Below are 19,147 nucleotides of genomic sequence, written 5' to 3'. Positions count from 1 at the left end.
ATTGACTATGTTGCATATTTATGATTTGGAGAGGGTAATGTCAGTATATCGATACTTTAAAAGGTACGTTGAATATGGAGTTGTACCTGCTAAGAGAGCAGAAGATTGCACACTAGTTCCAGAAAGTAGTTTCTATAAGTCCGTACATTACGTTGATAATGTGCTAGGACCTGTGAAAGATGTAATTTGTGGAGTTGAGAGTAAAGATGATTATAACAAGTATTATAAAAACAATGATAATTGTGAATACGTGGGTTACAGAGCAGAGAAAGTGTATTCATTGTGTGCACTGAGTGCTATTTTAGCAGCCAACATAATATTGCAACCTTTATTTTTGATAGTGGCATGTTTGTCATACTTTCCAGTCAAGTTATTGTCAAAAATAACAGGGGACTATTGTTTTAAAACGGATACAAAATCATTCGTTAATTATTCAAACATATTTTTAGAAATGGGGCAAGATTGTGCTAATGCAGTAGCTAGAGTATTTAACAAGATTGTAAGTTATGCTTGCGCTGCTATCATTTGGGCTGCCGCGTCAATCATAACGCCACTTGTGTGGGCTTGTGACAAAGTGCAAAGTAAGTTGAGTGAAGTACAGAAGCCAGAAAAACATCAATTTTTATCTAAGGATAATTCAAAGACTACTTCAGTCAATGGTATACCACAAACTGAGTTATAAGTTCTGCTTTTCAGCAGCATGAACTATATTGAAATGGAATAAAAAGTGAAAGAGTGTAAGCTTAAGTTACTTTAGCTATACTATATAAATTATTTTATAATATATTTAATGAGTTGTGAACCTTCTCTTACTAAAAAAAGCTACAAATCTCATATTTCCAAGCGTATGCGTAAGTTGCGAATGTATCATTGATGAAAATCTTAATCTGTGTAGTGAATGCAACAAAAAAATCAATTTTCTAACTAAGCATTACTGCAATGTTTGTGGCGTAGTAATCTCAGACAATATTTATACGTGTGGTAAGTGCATCATCAATCCTCCACCGTTTAAAGTATTAAGATCAGTTTTTGCTTATGATCAACATAGTAAAAACATGATTATAAATTTCAAATTTTTTGATAATTTGAATTACGTAAAAATCTATGCAAAGTGGATACACCAAGCTAATCAGGATACGTTTCAGAACGCAGAGGTCGTAATTCCTATACCGTTACATAAAATGCGTTTGTTTAAACGTAAATATAATCAAGCAGCACTGCTTGCAAAAGAGTTGACTAAGTTATCCAATTTATCCTATACGCCATTTGCAATAAAACGTCCTCGCCATACTATCCCTCAGGCTGGTCTTTCACTTAAGCAGCGTGAAAAAAATTTAAAGAAGGCTTTTAGCATAAGCAACAAGAAAATTATCGAAAATAAAATCGTGATATTAGTTGACGACGTAGTAACAACTGGAGCAACTGTAAGGTCCTGCTCTCAAGAAATTTTAAATTCTGGTGCAAGAGAAGTGAGAGTGCTATCGCTTGCAAGAACGGTAGCATGTTAAAACGTGATTTTTAATAACCTCAACATCACTGAATTCAAAAGTTTGGCCGCTCACGATTTGGTATCCTTCATGCCCCTTTCCTGCAACTAGCAGAATCATACCCTCATTATAGGCAATATCTACTCCTTTCTCTATAGCTTCTCTTCTATCTTCTATCTCTAGCGCATCAGGGCAATGTAGTAAAATACCACGACGAATTTCTGCAGGATTCTCATCACGCGGATTGTCATCCGTGATTATCACTTTGTCTGCATATATTTGTGCTACTTTACCCATTTCTGCGCGTTTTGTTTGATCACGATTGCCACCGCATCCAAAAACTAGAACTATTTTTTTATTGAAGTGCCATTTTAAAGACAATAGGGCTTGTTTAAGCGCACTTGGAGTATGAGCGTAATCCACGAATGCAAAAGGTTTCACTTTCTCCATTCTTCCTGACGGGAAAATGAGTTTATCCACACATATTTCTCTGTAATTTAATCCAGATATACCAATTGCACATAGCAGATTATATGCTTGAAATTTTCCTAAAACTGGGAAAAATGTATTGTAAATTTGGTTATCAACTTTTACTGTAAGGTATTGACCACTTGGAGTTGGTATTTGCTCTAATAAAGTAATATCAGAGCCTTTTTTTCCATAAGTCACAACTTTATTACTGCGTTTTTCAGCTATTTTAAGCAATGCGCCGTATTCATCTATATCCGCATTTAAAATCGCTGTTTTTCCTTCTGGTAATACTTCGTAAAATAACCTTTTTTTAGTTTCTAAATATCCACCAAGACTTTTATGGTAATCTAAATGATCTTGCGAGAAATTAGTAAAAGCTGCAGCACTCAACTTTAATCCATGGATTCTGTATTGATCAATCCCATGACTTGATGATTCCAACACTAAGTGTTCTACACTTATACCACGCAATGTTGCGTAAAGGTCTTCTGCACCTGGAGTGGTAAGGCTGTTGCTATTACCTTTTCTGCCATTATTGATGCATGTTCCAATTGTTCCAATAGACGCAGCATTATAGCCAGAGTTTTGCCAGATCTGGCGGCAAAATTCTACTACTGAAGTCTTGCCATTTGTGCCTGTTACAGCAGCAACATATTTTGGCTGTTTGAATTGATAAAACCTGCTGACTATTTCGCTGTATATTTCTTGAGGGTTTGGGTGGAAGATACAGATTCCAGCATCACGCGTTGGAATGATACCAAGGCTTGAAGCTTCTGTTATGCAATCACTTGCAATTATCGCTTTAGCTCCACAAGATAATATCTGATCTATGTAAATCCTATCCCTTTCTGACACACAAACAAAAAGATAACCTTCCTTGATTTTCTTGGGATTACATGTGACGCCTTTGATTTCAATATCAAAGTTAACATCAATAATGTTATGCAGTAATTCTCTCAGTTTCATGTCCTACTTCATCGTTTTGAAAGTCTAAACATGGTAACCTTTTTAGTGCGTCATTAAGGTCAAAGATTAAATCTTCAGGATCTTCCAGTCCACAAAATATCCGTATAAAACTTCCACCATAATCTGAATTCATTACAGATCTTGACATAGATCTACGATCTATTGGTAATATCAAACTGTCGCACCCTCCCCAAGAAGCACCGATACCAAAAATTTTCATGTGATCAACCATGCAGCTTAGTTCTTCACATGAATATTCTCTACCCAATACTATACTGAATACGCCGCTTGCTCCTTTAAAGTAACTTTTCCATAATTCGTGTTGAGGATGGGAGGGAAGTGCTGGATATAAAACCTTTCTAACTTTTTGCTGTGCTTCTAGCCACTTTGCCACTTCCATTGCTGTATTTTGGTACTTTTTCATACGTGTGTGCAGTGTTCTTAGTCCCCTATGTGCAAGATAACAGTCGTGCGATTGAATGGTTACTCCATAATTTTTATAGCTCTCATAAAGCAATTTAAAAATTTCACCTTCAGCAATCATAGTCCCCATCAATAAATCTGAGTGACCGGCTAGATACTTTGTTACCGCATATAGTGCAACATCAATTCCATAATCAAGCGGCTTAAATAACAAAGGAGTGGCCCATGAATTGTCGCAAACGGTTACGATTCCACGTTCTTTAGCAACTTTTACTATATGCTCTATATTCGAAATCTCAAACGTTACAGAACCAGGAGTCTCGATCATTATCAATGAAGTATTACTCTGAATTAAATCAGTTATATCCTGTGTTGGATCATAAAAAGTTACTTCTATTCCCCTGTTTGGTAACTCATTTTCGGCAAATCTCTTGAGTCGGTAATAACTGTTATCCTGAATTAAAACATGAGAACCTGCTTTAGTGAAAGTCAAAATAGCAAAAGTAAGTGCAAATAGTCCGGAAGGAAAAATAAGCGCTTGTCCACTCCCTTCAATTTCAGCCAGTGCATTTGAAAAATAATGAACAGTGGGAGTACCAACATTACTATAGCTGTAATCTCTTGCAACATCATCGTTGATTACATCGTATATACTTTCTCCATTTGCTGCATTTAAGTAGTCCTTGTAAGTAGGGAATAATATGGTAGAAGAATGATAAACTGGCGGGTTCATAGAACCTTTATAGTCCTTAAATTTTCTTCCTGCTTTAACTAATAAAGACTCTTCCTTCACATTTTTATTATTTATTTTTTAAATTGTACTCGTTTTGCGTATACAAGTGAAGAGAAATTGCATGTATTAGCTCTATCTCACTCTTTAATAATTCATAGATCAATTTATGCCTTTTGAGAGTGTTCATTCCGATAAAGCTGTCAGATATCAATATTAGCTTGATATGTGAAGGTAGTGTTGAAGATGAAGCAAAATAATGATCAGCATGCTTTGCTGATTCATCGATAATGTTGATATCAATTACATCTATCGAATCGTGTATCTTTTCTTCTATCGTTTTAATAATATCCATAATGGTTTCTTTAAGCAACAATATGCTCCTCTTGTCATCCCAGTATCAGCTACTTGGATGACAATCGCAATTACTTATTCTCTTCTTTATTATCTATGTCTTGATAATCAGAATCTACTACTTTTTCCTCTTTATCATTTGGATTTCCTTCTGATGAAAAGCCATTTTCAGCACTATTTTGTTGAGATGCTTGATACATAGCTTCTCCAAGTTTCATAGATAATTGAGAAAGATTAGTGACTTTCTGCTGTATTGAATCAGCGTCATCAATGTTATCAGATTTACTAACTTCTTTTAATTCGTTAACTGCATTTTCAATAGCAGATCTATCTTCTGGTGAAACTTTATCACCATACTCTGTCAGAGACTTTTCTGTAGAATGGACTAAGCTATCCGCTTGATTCTTCACTTCAATAAACTTTTTGCGCTTTTCATCTTCTTGCGCTTTTTCTTCAGCTTCTTTTACCATGCGATTTATTTCATCATCAGATAAACCGCCTGAAGATTGAATGCGTATTTTTTGCTCTTTTCCAGTAGCTTTATCTTTTGCAGAAACGTGTGCTATTCCATTTGCATCTATATCAAATGTCACTTCAATTTGTGGCCTTCCGCGCGGAGCAGGAGGTATCCCTTCCAAACTAAACTGACCGAGTAGCTTATTATCAACTGCCAGTTTTCTTTCACCCTGATGCACCTTAATTGTAACAGCTGTTTGGTTATCTTCTGCAGTTGAAAACACCTGAGATTTTTTAGTAGGAATTGTAGTATTACGCTCAATAAGTGGAGTGAATACTCCTCCTAGAGTTTCAATACCAAGAGAAAGTGGGGTCACATCAAGTAGTAACACATCTCTTACATCACCTTGAATGATCCCCGCCTGTATTGCAGCTCCAATTGCTACAACTTCATCAGGGTTAACTCCTCTATGTGGATCTTTGCCAAAGAATTCTTTAACTTTCTCTATGACTTTTGGCATACGAGTCATGCCACCAACAAGAACCACTTCGCCAATTTGACTAGCAGATAAACCAGCATCCTCAAGAGCTTTTTTACAAGGAGCCATAGTTCTTTCGATTAAATCATTCACTAAGCTTTCAAGTTTTGCTCTCGTTAATTTCATATTTAAGTGTTTTGGACCACTTGCATCAGCTGTAATAAACGGTAGATTTATTTCCGTTTCCATTGCACTTGATAATTCAATTTTCGCTTTTTCAGCAGCTTCTTTGATTCTTTGCATAGCCATTGGATCATTTTTCAAATCAATGCCATTACTTTTCTTGAATTCATCTAGTAAATAACTCACTACTCCATTATCAAAGTCTTCACCTCCAAGATGGGTATCACCGTTTGTTGCTTTCACTTCGAAAACTCCATCACCTATTTCAAGTATTGAAACGTCAAATGTACCACCACCAAGGTCATATACTACTATTGTGTGCCCATGTTTCTTATCAAGACCATAAGCAAGTGCTGCAGCAGTCGGTTCATTTACTATTCTGAGTACATTTAATCCGGCAATTTTTCCTGCATCTTTTGTTGCTTGACGTTGAGAGTCGTTGAAGTATGCTGGCACTGTTATCACAGCATCTTTTACTTCCTCTCCAAGATAAGCTTCTGCTGCCTCTTTCATGTTTTGTAGTATAAATGCACCAATTTGACTAGGAGAATATTCTTTATTATCAGTTGTTTTAACCCATGCATCACCACTTTTTGCTGCAAATACTTTGTATGGTACACTTAGATTTTTCATCTCAGGATCACTATATTGACGGCCTATTAATCTCTTAGTAGCAAAAAAGGTATTACTTGCATTGGTGGTTGCTTGCCTTTTTGCTGGAGCACCAATCAACCTTTCTCCTGAAGAAGTCAATGCAACTATAGATGGAGTAGTTCTTGCCCCTTCTTTATTTTCTATTACCTTTGTATCCTTGCCCTGCATTATTGCAACACAAGAATTTGTTGTTCCGAGATCTATGCCTATTGCTCTTCCCATAATGAGTACCCCATTGTAAATATTATCTGATATAAGAATATATAAGTATAGGGCTCATTAATTACAAGCCCAATTTAGGTTTCTAATTAGTTATTAGAACTTAAAAGGCGCGAAAGCCACTTAGTCAGCCAAAAATTGCCTCGTAGTTTATTTGAATTATCAGCTTCTTCATTGCTGCTATCCCCAATTTGGTATCCAGAGTTCTGTAATGGCTTATAACCGTTTAAATTAACATCATCTCCTTGTTTTAAAACAAATGTATTTACATCTAAACTGTTATCAATACTAACGTTCAATGTAATATTAAACTCTTTTTCGATTGTAGAAACTGTATTGCGTTTGTTATTAAAAATGTGCGCTATAACTGCACTGTGTGCTACTAAATCAAAAGACTTATTTCGATTCTTGTTAGCAATATGTTGTAAATCCCTTAGTATTGATGAAACAATTACTTCGTTTGATTTTACTCTTCCAGTACCTTTGCAGTGTAAACACTCTGTAGTATTAATTTCTTGTATGTTTGGTTTAATTCTTTGTCTTGAAAATACCATTAAACCAAAGTCATTTATGTAGCTAAATTGAACTTTAGCTTTATCATCTTTAAACGCTTGCTTTATAGCAGACTCAACAGCTCTGCAATACTGATATTTCAACATATCAATAAAATCGACTACTATTAATCCTGATAGGCCCCTAAGATTCACCTGTCTTGATATTTCAGGTACTGCTTCCATGTTGGTTCTATAAGCTGTTTCTTCTATGCTATCTTCTCCTGTCATCTTTCCTGAATTTACGTCTATTGAAACAAACGCCTCAGTTAAAGTTATTATCAAAGACCCACCAGATGGCAATTCTACTCTATTGCTATATAACTCAGAAATTTGATCTTCGATTCCGTAGTAAGTAAAGATCGGAGCATAACCTCTATACAATCTATAGCGCAACTTACTACCTTTTAGTGCATTGTTAGCATATTGCCTAACTGCCTCAAAAGCTTCCTTTCCAGACACTATAACTTCTATACCATCGCTACAAAAATCACGAACAGATCTCATAATTACATCTGCTTCATTGTAAATTAATGATGGAACGTTTACAGAGAAGGCATTTTTTTGAATGCTCTGCCATAATGAGGATAAGTAATTGTAATCCTGCTCAATTTCTTTCTTATTTTTTCCTGAACCAACAGTTCTTACTATTAAACCTGACCTTTTTGGCAAGTTTATTGAACTCAGTATCTCCTTTAACTGCTTTCTGACATTAGCATCTTCAATTCTGCGAGACACTCCACCTTTACTCATGGAATTTGGCATGAAAACACAGTATCTACCCACTAAAGTTATGTATGTTGTAAATGAAGCTCCTTTATTGCCTCGTTCCTCTTTAGTTAGCTGAACCAATACTTTTTGATTTACTGAAATAACATCTTGTAATTTGTATTTTTTATATAAATGTACCTCTCTTACAAAACCACTACCTGACTCGTTGACATTCTTACTAGCTGCAGAATCTGAAGAGACATTTGCTATGGTATCGTTCCCTTTTTCTGTATAATCGTCATTTGAGTAGCTCTCAAAGATAGTTTCCTTTTCTTTTTCTGGAATATTGAAGTAATCTAGAGATATCTCGGAAAAAGACAAAAAACCTTGCTTATTTTTTCCATATTCGATAAATACGGCTTGCAAAGAAGGCTCTATACGCTTTATATAAGCAACGTATATATTACCTCTTAATTGTTTTTTTTCCTTGAATTCTTGTTCAAATTCTACAACCTTATTATTAACTGACAAGGCAACTCTTACCTCATTAGAACAGGTGGAATTTTCTATCAATAATAACCTTTTACCACTATTTACCACTTATTTACCGTTTGCTTTTCATTCTGAAGTTAACTTCATGCTACTTAATGCACTGTTGATTGTCAAGAATTTTACGATCTGCATTATTCGGTTGACTTTTAGTGTTTTGCGTAATAAACTCGCATAGAATTTATTATATCATTATAAGTATGGCGAAAAAAAATGCTTCTTTGCTCGTTAAGTTAGTTAGCACTGCAATCAAGACAACAAAAACTGGTGAAGAAAAATCAACAGGTTATTTTTATGTAAAAAAGCGTAATCCAAAAAAGCTTACCAAAAAACTGGAGTTTAGGAAGTATGACCCAGTAGTCAGAAGGCATGTGTTATTTAAAGAAGAAAAACTAAAGTAATTTTTTTATAAGGGATTTTATTATTATGCAAAATTTACAATTAAGTTATCCTATAATAGTAGAGTTGGGGGATGTGAAAGATACAAAACTGAAATTAATAAAGGTCATTGCACAATTAATAAGTAAGAAGTACACAACACAGAAAAAAGCAGCAAACGCTCTAAAGATTGATCAACCTAAAGTATCTCAAATCAATAGGTCAAAAATCGAAGGGTTCTCCTTAGAATACTTGCTTAACTTATTGATTGTATTGGGCCAAGACATAAACGTAAGAATAAAGCATAATTCTAAACCTGCATAATATGTAAAGGACAAATAAATGCAGAACAATAAAACAGTAAGCTAAAAGGGAACTTATTACTCAACAAAACAAGACTTAAAATTTTGTGCAATGTTATTGATTATAGCTAGATATGCATCTTTTCCAGGCTCTATGTCTGATCCAATAGGATCAAGAACTACCATTTTTGCGTCATTAGAAAGAGCATTAGGCTTTATGCTGTCTTCCTGTGAATGAGCAAATATACATTTAACGTTTTCTTCCTTCATTATCTTTTTTAGCTTCATTAAACTCCTCATACCTATGTAAGAATCCTCTTCTATGGAAAGAATGGCACTTGGGTGATTTAAACCAAAATATTTTTCAAAATATTGATAAGCATCGTGAGTGACGATATATTTTTGATTTTTAAAATCATTCAGTTCTTTCATAATTTCTTTTACTTCTTGGTCTATTTTTTTTATAGCTTTTGTTGCATTAGAGTTGTATCGATGGGAATTTTCTTTATCTATGTTAGACAATGTTGCACTTACAGAAAGTATCATGCTCTTTGCATTTTCGGGACTCAGCCAAATGTGTAAATCTTTTTCATCTTTAATGTGAGTAATTTTTCTAGAAAATGAATGTGGCCGAGTAGGAAGTAGGTTGATTGCCTTTGACAATTGCACTAGTTCTTTATTATTTTTGGCGAAAGTTTGAACAAACGTCTCTAAGTTATCGTCAACATAAAATATAACGTCACTTGATTCTAAATTACTCGCATCAGATGGCTTTAATATATAATTATGCGCAGATGTTGCATAGCCAAGCAATTCCGGTTCTAAAATCCCTTCTGTAATAGAAGCTACAAGTGAGTGGATAGGTTTGATTGTAGCTACAACTTTTAAATTGGATGAAAAGGCGATATTATAGTATAGTGTAAATGAAAGTAATAGAAAAAAAGTCAGTAAATGTCTCATATAAACGTTGAGAAGAAGTTAAATTTTGTCAATAAATTGAATAATGTCAATAATCGTGTTCTAAAAATAGAAAATCTTGCTCTCACATATGATGGTAAAAGAATCCTTGACAATATCAATATGTTCATGGAAAGAGGAGACATAATTACAATACTTGGTCCAAATGGTGGAGGTAAAACCTCTTTAGTGAAAGCAATTGCTGGCATAAATAAAAGCTGTACCGGTAATATCGTATTTGCTGACAACATAAAAATTGGCTATATGCCGCAAAATTTTAGTATTAGTAATTTGATGCCAATAACAGTTGAATATTTCCTTTTAAATAGCTCCTTGAAAAGACTAAAGAAAAATCAATCCATTATTACAGAAACGATAGAGTTGGTTAGTATCGGTAACATTTTGAAGAATCAAGTGTTAGAAATTTCTGCAGGGCAAACACAATTATTGCTACTTGCACGTTGTTTAATTGCAGAGCCTGACTTGATCATTCTAGATGAACCAGTTAGTGCAATGGATATTAACGCGCGGGCTAAATTTTATGATATTATAAATAAAATAGCAAAAAAACGATTGGTATCGATTCTTATGACTTCTCATGATCTTAACTCTGCTCTACCATCCTCAGATTACATAATTTGTATAAATAATACTATCTATTGCCAAGGCAAGCCTGATGAGATTATGAAAAATAGAACCCTAAATGAAATATTTAGCAGTTACGCAGCGAAATGATTCAAAATATTTTGCGTCTTCTGCACATAACTACGGTGCTGACGCGTTACAATATATTACCTTATTTACTTCCACCATCAAAAAAATCAATAAATAAAATACAAGGCCACAAGCTAAAGTGTGCTCTTGAAAAATTAGGTCCGGTGTTCATTAAGTTTGGGCAGTCTATCTCATCACGTACTGATGTTTTAAATGAAGATATAACAAATAACTTGTTATTGATATGTGATAGATTGCCATCATTTTCACATAAAATAGCAGTTAAAACTATAGAAAGTGAGTTTAATTGTAAATTGAGCGACATTTTTTCAAGCTTTTCTGAAAAGCCAATTGCAGCAGCATCGATTTCTCAGGTGCATAGAGCGGTTACAACTGAGGGTAAGGAAGTTGCTGTAAAGGTTTTAAGGCCAAATATTGAGAAAACATTCTCAAGAGATATAAAAATGCTTTCTTGGCTTGCAGAAATTGCAGAAAAATTTAGCGAACAATCAAAAAGGCTGAGGCCAATTGAATTAGTTAAAACTTTTGCTGAAATTTGCCGATTAGAGTTAGATCTACGTTTTGAAGCTGCTCACTCTTCGGAACTAAAGGAAAACACAAAAAATGACAGAGGTTTTTATGTACCTGAAATAGATTGGAATAGAACTGCAAAAAAGGTTTTAACATTAGAATGGATAGAAGCAACGCCAATATACGAAGTTGAAAAACTGAATAATCATAAGCAAATAGCTATCAATCTTATAGAATCGTTTTGTAATCAGGTATACAGGGATTGTTTTTTTCATGCTGATATGCATCCTGGAAATCTAATGGTTGATAGTAATAACAATATTATTGCTCTGGATTGTGGAATCATGGGTAGAATAGATCGTGAGACATGCTATTACGTTATAGAGATACTCAAAGGCTTTTTAAATCGGGATTATGATCACGTTGCAAAAATGCACTTTAAAGCTGGTTACGTTTCATCACAGCATAGAAATTTTGTCACAGCTTGCAGGGCAATAGGTGAACCCATTATTGGGCAGCCTATACAGAAGATTTCATTTGCTAGTTTACTTGCTCAGCTATTAAAAATAACTGGTGATTTTGATATGAAAGTTCAAACACAATTGTTATTGCTGCAGAAAACTATGATTTTACTGGAAGGGACATGTAGAAAGATCTACCCAGAAATCAATATGTGGAAAGTAGTTGAAGCGTGGATAAGCAGTCAACATGAAAGTAAAATAGGGTATAGGGAAAAAATTAGAAGTTCTTATCCTGTAAAAACAATCCAAGGGATATTTAGCCTTATAGAAAAATTGAACCTAATAGCTGATAAAAAATTAGAAAACATCCAAATTAAAAATAAATCAAATGGAAAAGTCTATTTTTTATTGTGGTTTGTAATTATAATTCTAATCGTTAAACTTTTAATTTCTTAAACTATGGGAAAAAACTGCGTCAAATCCAATTTTTATTCAACTTAATTTTTAATCTGCAGGAGCCGAGTTGAGAATGTCCAATTTTCCACTTTCTTTATGTATCTGTTCAGCAGAGTGGCAAAATAAGGTAGACGAGAAAAGACAACTATAGGAACAAATGGGTGTCATGCCAGTGCGTGACACTGGCCTCCTGTTTCAATGTTAAACAAAATACCATAGAATTCAAAAAGACAATTCCTAGAAAATTTCTACATCCAAAAAAGGCATAAGTTATGTTAATGCTGTTTGAATGAGATGATATAAAGATAAGCCAAATTTTTACAAAGAAAACATTTCAAGCAGCAAGACACCTTTGATTGAAAGAGAGCACCAAATTTATGGGGTGAGTAACTGCGCTATTTCAACTATAGTATTTTCTAAAACGAATGATAAACGTCTAAAATGGTATTACCAACTAAAAGGTGTAAGTCTGTACATTGATGCATTAGAGGTCTGAGGCAACTTTTGATGGTGTGCCAACAATGCTCTATCGGATTTAGATCAGGTGAATATGTTGGAAGATAAAGCAAATGACAGCCAAAAGACTCTATTAATGACTTTGTTTTGGGAGTTTTATGGAATGTAGCATTATCCATAACTATGGTTGTATCACGCTGTAATTGTGGAAGTAATCTTCGCTCTAACCATACATTAAATATATCTTTATTACACCCTCCTGTGAAGGTCATTGGTGCAATAAACTTCTCATCCACCTATTATACTCACTCTTTCCCGCTTTTTTCCTGGAACATCAGCATATATTTTTTCTCCTCTTGGAGCTCGTGCATATTCTCGGTATAGTCTATTATCAACTCCTGCTTCATCTATATATAAAATGCTACAGTGGTCTATTTTTGAGACTTTATCGATAAATTGCTGCCTATCTTCTTGATTGCGCTCTTGATAGAATGTGACTTTTTTTAAAGGTTATTTTTAGCTGTCTTAATCTATACCAAATTGCACTTATCCCAAAGCCAAGGTTTTGTTTCATTTCTGCTAGTGTGTGATCTGGGTGTTTTTTGACATATTCTTTGAGTATTTCTGGATCTATTTTTCGAATAAAACCAGTACTTTTTACCGCTTTGAGACCTTGGCCAGTAGCTTTCTTTTTTAGCCATCTATATAGTGTTGCTATCCCTATCTCAAAAACCTCTGCAACTTCAACCTTTGACTTTCCTTTTTCTACCAAAGACACTGCTTTTTCCCTTAAATCTACACTATATACCATCGCTTTCCCTACTTTAAAAAAACATATTATACCTTTATCATTCGCTTTTGAAAATACTATAGTTAGCGGAATGACGGTTTTTCAAATTGTCGGTAAATCTAAGTCAGTTTAGCTATAATTTCCTAAATTTGCTCACAATCTCTTGACTTGACACATATGTTTTTTTCCCAAATGTTACTATCTTCCTCCTTTTCCTTTCTCAATTTGTGCAACCATTTCCTTTACATTTGCATGCGTGAGAAGGGAATTTTTGCTGATATGAGATTTTGGATCAGATTTTGCTGTTACGTGTTTCGTTGCAGATCTTTTATTCTCTGTTAGAAATGAATGAGATTGTTTTTTCTTCACACCGATATCCGCTTGTGCTGCTGGAGTGGTTTTGCTTTCAGCAAGCTGTACATTAGCATTTCCTTTTGCTTGATTTTGCTCAAATTTTTCTTTTAATGCCTTTACTTTACTGCCCATCTCGCGATTAGCTCCTCCTTTCATAGTAGCTGCTGCTACTTTTGGTATCGCCTTACCAGCAGCTTTTTGTGCTGATTTCCTATTGTCTTGATTTTCAGATTCTAGTGGTACTCTTTCAGCTGATTTTTTAAGAATTACTCCTACTACTTTTGGCTCTGTGCTTACTTTTTGATTAGCACGGCTTAGATTTTTAGGCTTTGGCGGTACTGCAGGTTTATCTTTGATTACCACTTTCGATTCTTGTCTAACTTCTTGACCAGTAGTAAACATTTTTTTTGGCACTTGCGGTGGTTTTGGTGGTACGAGGGATTGAGGTTGTTGTTTCTGCTTACGTTCTCTTTTTGCTTCTATATGTTCTTTAGGAACTGTTGCATAAATTGGCTCTTCTTTGGGCGATTTTGAACTCTGCGAATTTTCTATTAAAATTTTACTCTTCTTCTCTTGATAATTTGATATCTCTTTGTATACAGACTCTTCATTTAATGAACTTCCATAGCCTGAATCTTCTCTCTGCTCATATAAAGGATTTTCCTTTTGCTTTTTCTCTTGATAATTTGATATGTCTTCATATTCAGACCCCTGATCTAATGAACTTTCATAGCCTGAATCCTCAGAAGGATTTTCCTTAGCATCAGGCATACTAAAACTATTAGCTCCTTTTAGTAAAGAAGATGTAGACTTTGCCTTGCTTTCTCCATCTGAGGATATTTCTGATTTAAAGCGTACCTTCCTCGAATCTGGAGCAGCCGGAGGTGCTGTTGTTGGTCGCTTTATTTGCCTCATGCGATTACCACCTAATTTTTCTTTCGGCTGTTCTTCTTTTCGCAGCTCAAAAGTACCTTCCTTTTGCTTTCTACCTTCCAAACTCACTTCGTGTGATCTATCTTTTCCTTGACTCTTTTCACTTTGTTCTAAATTTAAAGAATCTTTTAAAATATTATTTTTTCTGAAATCTTTTTCTAATTGTTCCAAGAGATCAATTTTTTTTAAAATTCTTGTATACTTAGCTGCTGTTTCTAAAGTGAAACTTGACAACTCATCATTTACAAAATTACTTATACTACTGTTCTTGGTTGGAAAATTTTTTCCCAAAATTCTATTCATTAATGTTTTAAAAAGACCTAATGGCTGTTCTACATAATTGTTCAAGTCAGTATATATAACAAACTCAGCTATACCTTTTGCCTCACCTGTAAAACCTTCTAATGCATGAGATAAATCCCTTAACGTTTTGTTATATTGTTTCTCTGCATTTCCTAGCTTTACAGCTTTGATCAGAGAATCGAGATTTTTTTTATAGTTCTCACTTTTAAATGGATTATTCATACTAATTACAGCTCATTATTTATTAAAATATAGATCTAAAATATTAAGATCTAGTAAATATTACTTTTGTAATTCATGTAGAACTATAGCTATAATAAGTAAGATTTCCCTACGTCATACCGCCGCGGTATCTCCAGATCCCCCTAACAACTTACTATTACCCACAAATATGAGGTTCGTGAGCAAGTCGCCATCCTTCTGCTAAATCAAAGAGACGTTTATATCCTTTCCAAAGAGTAATTGGTCCTGGTTTTGGGTCATTTTTTCTTGCTAAATGGCCTCCAAGTTCATGAAACAGCTTCTTTTATGTTGGGAACTACACTTGGACATGGTTTTCTGTGTATTTTAACGTATAAAACTTTCCATTCTTCTTCAGCTAATAAGGTAGTACATGGTAATGTTGGGTTAGCTCTTGCAATTGATGTAATAAAGAAGATCCTCCAAGCAATAATACTCATAACTGTTAGATATCTCATTAGTCTTTCTGCTATTCCAAGCCTACATTCTTCAACTTTGAGACCGAATTTAAAATTTTATGTAATATCTCTATTTTCCATCTAAGGCAATACCAACTAATTTTTTCAACAGCTTCATCGAAAGTATTAACTGAAAGATTCGTTAATAGCATCCATTCTAGCGGTTTTTTTTAAGGGAAGGGGAGTTTTCTCAACAACATAAACTGCATAAAGTGGTAATTTAGGTAGTTCTTCCGTCTTATGCCTAATATTATTCTTAGATGGATTCATCATAAACTTTCCAAATCTAGCTTCCAAACGTGCTGTTCTTTTTGGCTTATTATCTTTTACAGGAACTTCAACTTCTACCGTACCTGCACAATGAGAGGATTTAATAAATGCCCATAACTTCTGCTCACCTTTTTCAGGATATCGAGATTTTCTATTTACTGCTCTATCTCTGCATGCTCTAACTAGCACTGCCGAATTAAGATTATGTGCAAGCTCAAAAAAGTCATATATATCTGCTTCTCTATCGCATACAGTTATAGTCTCAGTTTGAGTTGGATCAATAATATTATTTGTTTTTCTTAAAGTTTCCAACCACTTTACGCTTTCTTTATCTTCAATGCGATCGCTCTTTTTTTTAAGGTTCTCAGTTTCTTCAGGTCTTGAATAAACTTTTTGATCTAGTATCCCTAGTACCAAACCTTCTATACTAACGGCAAGAGCTGTATGCATTATAATACCTTTTGCAGTATCATAACTGGACAAATTTGCTAATCCGCTTGTTTTTTTATGGTTATTATATACAATGTAACTGGTATCTTGAATGACAAGAACCCTCTTGTGAGCTTTTGTTCTCTCAACCGTCTTATTAATATGTGTAGCTAAAATATCACTTTCTTTTACATTCTCATTTTGAAAAAAAAGGTATGCTGCTTTTGCTTCTGACCAACTTCCGCATGCCTCATTAATTGAGCTTTCAGGTAAACTTATCAAACTATCAGCAATCTTTACTAATCGGTCAGTTAATCTTTTATCTCCAAATTCATTTTTAGCCCATTCACTACTTTTACTTGCCATTTTACACCCTCAATATTTGCAAACTTTAATATTGTAATATTTTACTTTTTAGTCCATTTATATTTGTGGGTAATAGTAAGGAATGACACCGTCTTGGATGGAAACCAGTGTCAGCTACTTTCATGACACCATCACAAGGTGAAACTGGATTCCAGTGGGCTTTGTTGCATCGCTCAAGTGAAAAGAACTGGCAGTTACTGACAAAATTCATTATAAATAGCCATTTAACTGTTGAAGAAAAAATATGCCACAAAAAATGAGAGTCAGTAACTGCCATGAATATAACAAATTTCTCCAAGAAAGAGGAAGCATTTTTTGTTATATCAATGACGCCATAGAAAATTGGTACGAGAATTGTCCAAAAATGCAGGGCGGCAACTATATTTATAGTGATAAAGTTGTGATTTTGGTGCATATAATCGTCAGTTTCTTTAGAATTGGTTTAAGACAAACAGTCGGGTTTATAAAAGGGTATTTGCAACAAATAGGAAGAGATTTGGCAGTTATCAGCTATTCACAAGCATCAAGAAGGTTTAAGAAACTTAATATTAAGATAAATGATTGCAGAAAATAATATGGAAGATATCGAAATTGCTATAGACAGTACAGGAATTAGTATATACAACAACACTCCTGGTCACAGCAAGGAAAATAGCACTGACAGAAAATATCGTGGCTATGAGCAAACGAGAAAATTGCACGTAATGTTGAATATAAACAACAAAAAAGCCATAGCTGTAAAATACAGTAACGGTGTCTACTCTGATCACTATGGAGCTTGTGATTTGCTAAAAGAAGTTGATTTTCAGCATGCCATAAAAGCACTATATGCAGATAGAGCATGTGATAGGCACAAGTTTTATAAGTTGTGTAACGAATATGATATAAAGACAAAAATTCCACCAATAAACAATGCGGCAGAACATCCAGAAATAGATTATATGTCTGACAGGAATGCTGCTATTAGGTTAATAAAATTATACGGTGAAGATGGCATGAAAGAATGGAAAAAAGAAGTAAATTATGGGAAAAGATCTTATATTGAAGGGTTTTTCTCAAGATTAAAGCAAATATTCGGATTTAGTTTGAGGAATAAATCTGAGATAAATCGAGAAAAAGAACTGCTAATCAAATGCTATTTGCTTAATAAATTCACTGATATTGGTATGGCTAAATTTGAGATAGTTACATGAATTTACCATAAATCACCATCTCATAAAGTGTGATGCAACAAAGCCCACTTGGATCCAGGAAAGTTTGCTTGTTTACAAGCAAACTAGCATAGAAAGTGGTTACAACGTTTTCGATGAGATTATATGGAAAACTGGATTCCAGTGTCAAGCACTGGAATGACATCACAGGGGCACTGGGATGACACCTTTACGTTTGAGGCAAACTAGCTATAACACTTAACATACTACCTTTGCAAACAAATGTTCATACAGTACGCGCTGGCGTTATTTTCTCTTGATGAATAAACCTCGGTAGAGTATAGTAGCAGTGCGTTTATATAGATTCTAATGAGTAGTTTAGTTTTGATTTATACAACTTTTTCAAATTTTGAAGAAGCTAAAACTATTTCTGAAGAATTGTTAAACGAGAAATTAATTGTATGTGTAAATATATTTCCCGAAGTGAATTCTCTGTATTTATGGGAAGGTAAAATTAGTAATAGTTGTGAAGTAGTAGCAATTATGAAAAGCAAAAATGATCAAGTTGATAAAATTGTAGAAAAAATTGAAGCAATGCATTCTTATGATCAGCCAGCTATTGCTGTGATGCCCATAGAAAAAGCAAATAAATCTTTTACTAATTGGGCTAATAGTGTTATTGATGTAAGTAGTATTGGGGTGTAGCCAAGTGGTAAGGCAGCGGTTTTTGATACCGCCACGCGAAGGTTCGAATCCTTCCACCCCAGCCATGTTGAAGTGGGTGTGAAATGATATCACTTTTCTATAAATTAAGATTATTGAATTATATATTAGGTAGTCTAAAAGATATAATTGTGAAACTGTTTCTCTTCACAATGTATCTTTACACATTCAGCATTGTGCTCATGTTTCTCAGCAATGGTTTTTGGTATGCTGTAGAATTTTGCTCTTTCAAAAATGCGTTTTACCGTTTGTTTCAATATTGCAAGTGGTATTATGAAAATAGGGAAGATCTCGGTTACGGAATTTCTATTCGAATATTAGTGGCGTTTCTTACTCCGCATTTTCTCTATAAATTATTACTTGGCACAGGCTGGAAGTCCTTTTTAAAGGAAAAGATAATACAGATACTCAACACAAGAAGAAAAAAGGGTAGTGAGTTCAGTAACAGTAGCAAACCAAGTGGCAGTAGTTATAGTGATAAGAATAATTACAGCAATAACAGTGGTAACAATGAGCGTCAAGCTCAAGATGCAAAGCGAAAAGTAAACATGATAAAGCAGCTATTAATCAAAGATATAGAGGCAACTATAGATAGGAGATTGAATTATATTTTTTTCGGTAAAAGGAGTAAACCTCATTAAG

At 34.2% G+C, this 19,147-nt stretch carries 20 protein-coding genes, 1 tRNA gene and 1 pseudogene; 12 read left to right on the top strand and 10 right to left on the bottom strand.

The genetic code is table 11. The features are described 5' to 3' along the window. Positions 1-37 precede the first annotated feature (37 nt). Both ABWU32_RS07080 and ABWU32_RS07075 read left to right on the top strand, forming a co-directional pair. The gene (locus ABWU32_RS07080; RefSeq protein WP_141457257.1) at positions 38-682 is read left to right on the top strand and encodes a hypothetical protein; all 645 of its coding nucleotides are present in this window, start codon (positions 38-40) and stop codon (positions 680-682) included. Between the two features lie 115 nt (positions 683-797). Beyond that, positions 798-1,508 (top strand): ComF family protein, encoded by a 711-nt coding sequence (locus tag ABWU32_RS07075; protein WP_015589276.1) that lies wholly within the window; start codon positions 798-800, stop codon positions 1,506-1,508. Here ABWU32_RS07075 and ABWU32_RS07070 read toward each other — a convergent pair. The 5 genes from ABWU32_RS07070 to ABWU32_RS07050 all read right to left on the bottom strand — a co-directional run bounded on the left by ABWU32_RS07070 (position 1,479) and on the right by ABWU32_RS07050 (position 8,284). Then, positions 1,479-2,924 carry a Mur ligase family protein gene (locus ABWU32_RS07070; protein WP_265027887.1) on the bottom strand — a complete coding sequence of 482 codons (1,446 nt, stop codon included), beginning with the start codon at positions 2,922-2,924 and terminating at the stop codon, positions 1,479-1,481. The two genes, ABWU32_RS07075 and ABWU32_RS07070, sit on opposite strands and share 30 nt — an antisense overlap. Beyond that, the gene (gene metC / locus ABWU32_RS07065) at positions 2,899-4,140 is read right to left on the bottom strand and encodes a cystathionine beta-lyase (protein ID WP_012673299.1); all 1,242 of its coding nucleotides are present in this window, start codon (positions 4,138-4,140) and stop codon (positions 2,899-2,901) included. Before metC ends, ABWU32_RS07070 begins: the two co-directional genes overlap by 26 nt. Before the next feature lie 7 nt (positions 4,141-4,147). Further along, complete coding sequence (locus tag ABWU32_RS07060) at positions 4,148-4,432, bottom strand: BolA family protein (RefSeq protein ID WP_007549117.1); 285 nt, start codon at positions 4,430-4,432, stop codon at positions 4,148-4,150. Between the two features lie 70 nt (positions 4,433-4,502). Then, positions 4,503-6,425: a molecular chaperone DnaK gene (dnaK, locus tag ABWU32_RS07055; RefSeq protein WP_012673300.1), complete on the bottom strand. Its 1,923-nt coding sequence runs from the start codon at positions 6,423-6,425 to the stop codon at positions 4,503-4,505. An 86-nt stretch (positions 6,426-6,511) separates the two neighbouring features. Then, positions 6,512-8,284, bottom strand: coding sequence for a ribonuclease E/G (locus ABWU32_RS07050; RefSeq protein ID WP_353278618.1), 1,773 nt, complete (start codon positions 8,282-8,284; stop codon positions 6,512-6,514). A 149-nt stretch (positions 8,285-8,433) separates the two neighbouring features. Here ABWU32_RS07050 and rpmG point away from each other — a divergent pair, with 149 nt between their 5' ends. Continuing rightward, positions 8,434-8,634 carry a 50S ribosomal protein L33 gene (rpmG, locus tag ABWU32_RS07045; protein WP_015589280.1) on the top strand — a complete coding sequence of 67 codons (201 nt, stop codon included), beginning with the start codon at positions 8,434-8,436 and terminating at the stop codon, positions 8,632-8,634. A gap of 25 nt (positions 8,635-8,659) precedes the next feature. Next, positions 8,660-8,935, top strand: coding sequence for a helix-turn-helix domain-containing protein (locus tag ABWU32_RS07040; protein WP_010082632.1), 276 nt, complete (start codon positions 8,660-8,662; stop codon positions 8,933-8,935). Between the two features lie 56 nt (positions 8,936-8,991). Here the strand turns inward: ABWU32_RS07040 and ABWU32_RS07035 are convergent, their stop codons facing one another. Further along, the gene (locus ABWU32_RS07035; RefSeq protein WP_012673303.1) at positions 8,992-9,873 is read right to left on the bottom strand and encodes a zinc ABC transporter substrate-binding protein; all 882 of its coding nucleotides are present in this window, start codon (positions 9,871-9,873) and stop codon (positions 8,992-8,994) included. Between ABWU32_RS07035 and ABWU32_RS07030 the strand changes: the two genes are divergently transcribed. Both ABWU32_RS07030 and ubiB read left to right on the top strand, forming a co-directional pair. Then, on the top strand, positions 9,865-10,605 hold the full coding sequence (locus ABWU32_RS07030) for a metal ABC transporter ATP-binding protein (RefSeq protein WP_015589282.1): 741 nt from the start codon (positions 9,865-9,867) through the stop codon (positions 10,603-10,605). The two genes, ABWU32_RS07035 and ABWU32_RS07030, sit on opposite strands and share 9 nt — an antisense overlap. After that, positions 10,602-12,032 (top strand): 2-polyprenylphenol 6-hydroxylase, encoded by a 1,431-nt coding sequence (gene ubiB / locus ABWU32_RS07025; RefSeq protein WP_012673305.1) that lies wholly within the window; start codon positions 10,602-10,604, stop codon positions 12,030-12,032. The genes ABWU32_RS07030 and ubiB overlap by 4 nt, the downstream gene beginning before the upstream one ends. Before the next feature lie 416 nt (positions 12,033-12,448). Here the strand turns inward: ubiB and ABWU32_RS07020 are convergent, their stop codons facing one another. The 4 genes and pseudogenes from ABWU32_RS07020 to ABWU32_RS07005 all read right to left on the bottom strand — a co-directional run bounded on the left by ABWU32_RS07020 (position 12,449) and on the right by ABWU32_RS07005 (position 16,631). Beyond that, entirely contained in the window at positions 12,449-12,784 is a 336-nt protein-coding gene (locus ABWU32_RS07020) for a transposase (protein ID WP_049973597.1), read from the bottom strand. Positions 12,785-12,951: 167 nt separating this feature from the next. Continuing rightward, entirely contained in the window at positions 12,952-13,299 is a 348-nt protein-coding gene (locus ABWU32_RS07015) for an IS630 transposase-related protein (protein WP_022626382.1), read from the bottom strand. A 177-nt stretch (positions 13,300-13,476) separates the two neighbouring features. After that, on the bottom strand, positions 13,477-15,090 hold the full coding sequence (locus ABWU32_RS07010; protein ID WP_141457261.1) for a hypothetical protein: 1,614 nt from the start codon (positions 15,088-15,090) through the stop codon (positions 13,477-13,479). A 157-nt stretch (positions 15,091-15,247) separates the two neighbouring features. Next, a pseudogene (locus ABWU32_RS07005) lies at positions 15,248-16,631 on the bottom strand (IS4 family transposase). Between the two features lie 122 nt (positions 16,632-16,753). On the opposite strand from ABWU32_RS07005, the gene ABWU32_RS07000 reads away from it, so the two are divergent. The 6 genes from ABWU32_RS07000 to ABWU32_RS06975 all read left to right on the top strand — a co-directional run bounded on the left by ABWU32_RS07000 (position 16,754) and on the right by ABWU32_RS06975 (position 19,146). Then, the gene (locus ABWU32_RS07000; RefSeq protein ID WP_179943636.1) at positions 16,754-16,891 is read left to right on the top strand and encodes a hypothetical protein; all 138 of its coding nucleotides are present in this window, start codon (positions 16,754-16,756) and stop codon (positions 16,889-16,891) included. After that, the gene (locus tag ABWU32_RS06995) at positions 16,876-17,205 is read left to right on the top strand and encodes a transposase (protein ID WP_141456678.1); all 330 of its coding nucleotides are present in this window, start codon (positions 16,876-16,878) and stop codon (positions 17,203-17,205) included. Before ABWU32_RS07000 ends, ABWU32_RS06995 begins: the two co-directional genes overlap by 16 nt. After that, the gene (locus ABWU32_RS06990) at positions 17,189-17,824 is read left to right on the top strand and encodes a transposase (protein ID WP_265027790.1); all 636 of its coding nucleotides are present in this window, start codon (positions 17,189-17,191) and stop codon (positions 17,822-17,824) included. The genes ABWU32_RS06995 and ABWU32_RS06990 overlap by 17 nt, the downstream gene beginning before the upstream one ends. A gap of 327 nt (positions 17,825-18,151) precedes the next feature. After that, positions 18,152-18,487 carry a divalent-cation tolerance protein CutA gene (gene cutA / locus ABWU32_RS06985; RefSeq protein ID WP_015589221.1) on the top strand — a complete coding sequence of 112 codons (336 nt, stop codon included), beginning with the start codon at positions 18,152-18,154 and terminating at the stop codon, positions 18,485-18,487. Continuing rightward, positions 18,478-18,552 (top strand) — tRNA-Gln (locus tag ABWU32_RS06980). The genes cutA and ABWU32_RS06980 overlap by 10 nt, the downstream gene beginning before the upstream one ends. A gap of 135 nt (positions 18,553-18,687) precedes the next feature. Further along, positions 18,688-19,146 (top strand): hypothetical protein, encoded by a 459-nt coding sequence (locus tag ABWU32_RS06975; protein ID WP_022626355.1) that lies wholly within the window; start codon positions 18,688-18,690, stop codon positions 19,144-19,146. Position 19,147 lies beyond the last annotated feature (1 nt).

This window comes from Wolbachia endosymbiont (group A) of Udea olivalis (genome assembly GCF_964028365.1).
Lineage (GTDB): Bacteria > Pseudomonadota > Alphaproteobacteria > Rickettsiales > Anaplasmataceae > Wolbachia > Wolbachia pipientis.
The sequence above is the reverse complement of the archived record's forward strand: the minus strand, read 5'-3'. Positions and strand labels throughout refer to the sequence as shown.